Source organism: Glaciecola sp. MF2-115 (assembly GCF_047250385.1).
GTDB lineage: Bacteria > Pseudomonadota > Gammaproteobacteria > Enterobacterales > Alteromonadaceae > Glaciecola.
This window is the reverse complement of the sequence record NZ_JBLBVM010000012.1, coordinates 1-1,652: the sequence shown is the minus strand read 5'-3', so window position 1 is coordinate 1,652 and position 1,652 is coordinate 1. Positions and strand designations below refer to the sequence as shown.

The following is a 1,652-nucleotide window of genomic DNA, read 5'->3' as shown; positions in this document are numbered from 1 at the left end:
TCACTACTCGCTCTTCGAATTTAGTAATTCGATTCGGGTCTTCATAGATATGTTTAAATATTCCACTGCCGCTAAATTTCATCTCGTATTCATACTAAATGCATAACACCCCGCATAGAGGGCAAGTTTATGGGTGCAGCTTTTGAGCGAAGCGAAATGCGCCCGTAAAGTTGTCCCAGCGACCGAAGGGAGTGAACTGATGCGTTTGTTATGTTGCTGAATGTTGGTGTGGTTTTGATACAACAATCCATGTCTCCCTACGTTAACCATTTAGGTAAAAATATACTCGTTTGAATCCAAAACAACAACTGATGTTGACTAGCGTAGACCAAACAACAAATGCTCGCGAACCCGAAAATAACGTTTTAAAAACAGATGAGAGTCACTCTTGAAAGAACGAGCCGAAATAGCTCTTTGCTACCACCCATGAGAATCATACAAACTGTTAAGTTGATATGTTGCAAACAAACTAAACAACACTATAAAAGATGTAAATTGAAGCGCGTATTTTTTAGAACTGACTTTTAAATAAAACAATGCAAAAACTAATAGTAAGAAGGTAATTATTGCAATCAATGAATTGCTCTCTGCACGAGCGTAAAACAAACTGACGAAAAGCCCGTGACAAGTAATTGCCATTCCAAACGAGATAAACAAAACAGTAAGGTGATCAAGGATGTAATGTTTCTCTCTAAATAAAGCGACTATGCAGCCTGTTACCCACAAGATAGTGAAGATCAAATCTGAAGTACCATGTCTCCACAAAATGAAACCAAACGCTTCCTGGCCTAACCTCAAATAAGAGAGGGATAGTCCGAAAACTAAAAGCACAAATAAAAAAATATTTTCGCTAACTTTTGACATAACACCCCGCATAGAGGGCAAGTTTATGGGTGCAGCTTTTGAGCGAAGCGAAATGCGCCCGTAAAGTTGTCCCAGCGACCGAAGGGAGTGAACTGATGCGTTTGTTATAACTGGTTGAATTACTACTATTTTGATAAAACAATCCATGTCTCCCTGCGTTAACCATTTAGGTAAAAATATACTCGTTTGAATCCCAAACAACAACTGATGTTAATCAGCGAAGACCAAACAGCCAATGCTCGCGAACCCGAAATTAACTCGTTAAAAACAGATGAGAGGGACTCTTGAAAGACCGAGCCTGCGCCATAGTCTTTTGTTATGCAGTTTTACCACAAAGCCCTATTTCTTATTTCTTATTTCTTGGCAGTTATAGCAAGCACTTTTTCCAGAGCCTTGGTTATACCATGCATGTTTCCAGCCTTTTTCATCACAACTTTCAGGCTGTAGGTCATACCAATACAGCGAAAGGTACTCTTCATCAGAGCCATGATAGATGCGCATAGTGCTAGAAACTTCAGTGACCGTTTCACTTTCAATGATTTCAGCTATAGTGAATTCACCGACAAATACGATACCATCTTGAGCGTATTCTTTGAAATCAGCGAGAATTTGTCGTTCAGCTTCAGTTTCTGAAGATGCTTTAGTGATCACTACTCGCTCTTCGAATTTAGTAATTCGATTCGGGTCTTCATAGATATGTTTAAATATTCCACTGCCGCTAAATTTCATCTCGTATTCATACTAAATGCATAACACCCCGCATAGAGGGCAAGTTTATGGGTGCAGCT

General features: G+C 39.4%; 2 protein-coding genes. Both read right to left on the bottom strand.

Features of this window, described 5'->3' with window-relative positions:
- Positions 1–417: 417 nt before the first annotated feature.
- Complete coding sequence (locus ACKLNX_RS00080; protein WP_412970769.1) at positions 418–864, bottom strand: hypothetical protein; 447 nt, start codon at positions 862–864, stop codon at positions 418–420.
- A gap of 339 nt (positions 865–1,203) precedes the next feature.
- Positions 1,204–1,593 carry a hypothetical protein gene (locus tag ACKLNX_RS00075; protein WP_412970768.1) on the bottom strand — a complete coding sequence of 130 codons (390 nt, stop codon included), beginning with the start codon at positions 1,591–1,593 and terminating at the stop codon, positions 1,204–1,206.
- Positions 1,594–1,652 lie beyond the last annotated feature (59 nt).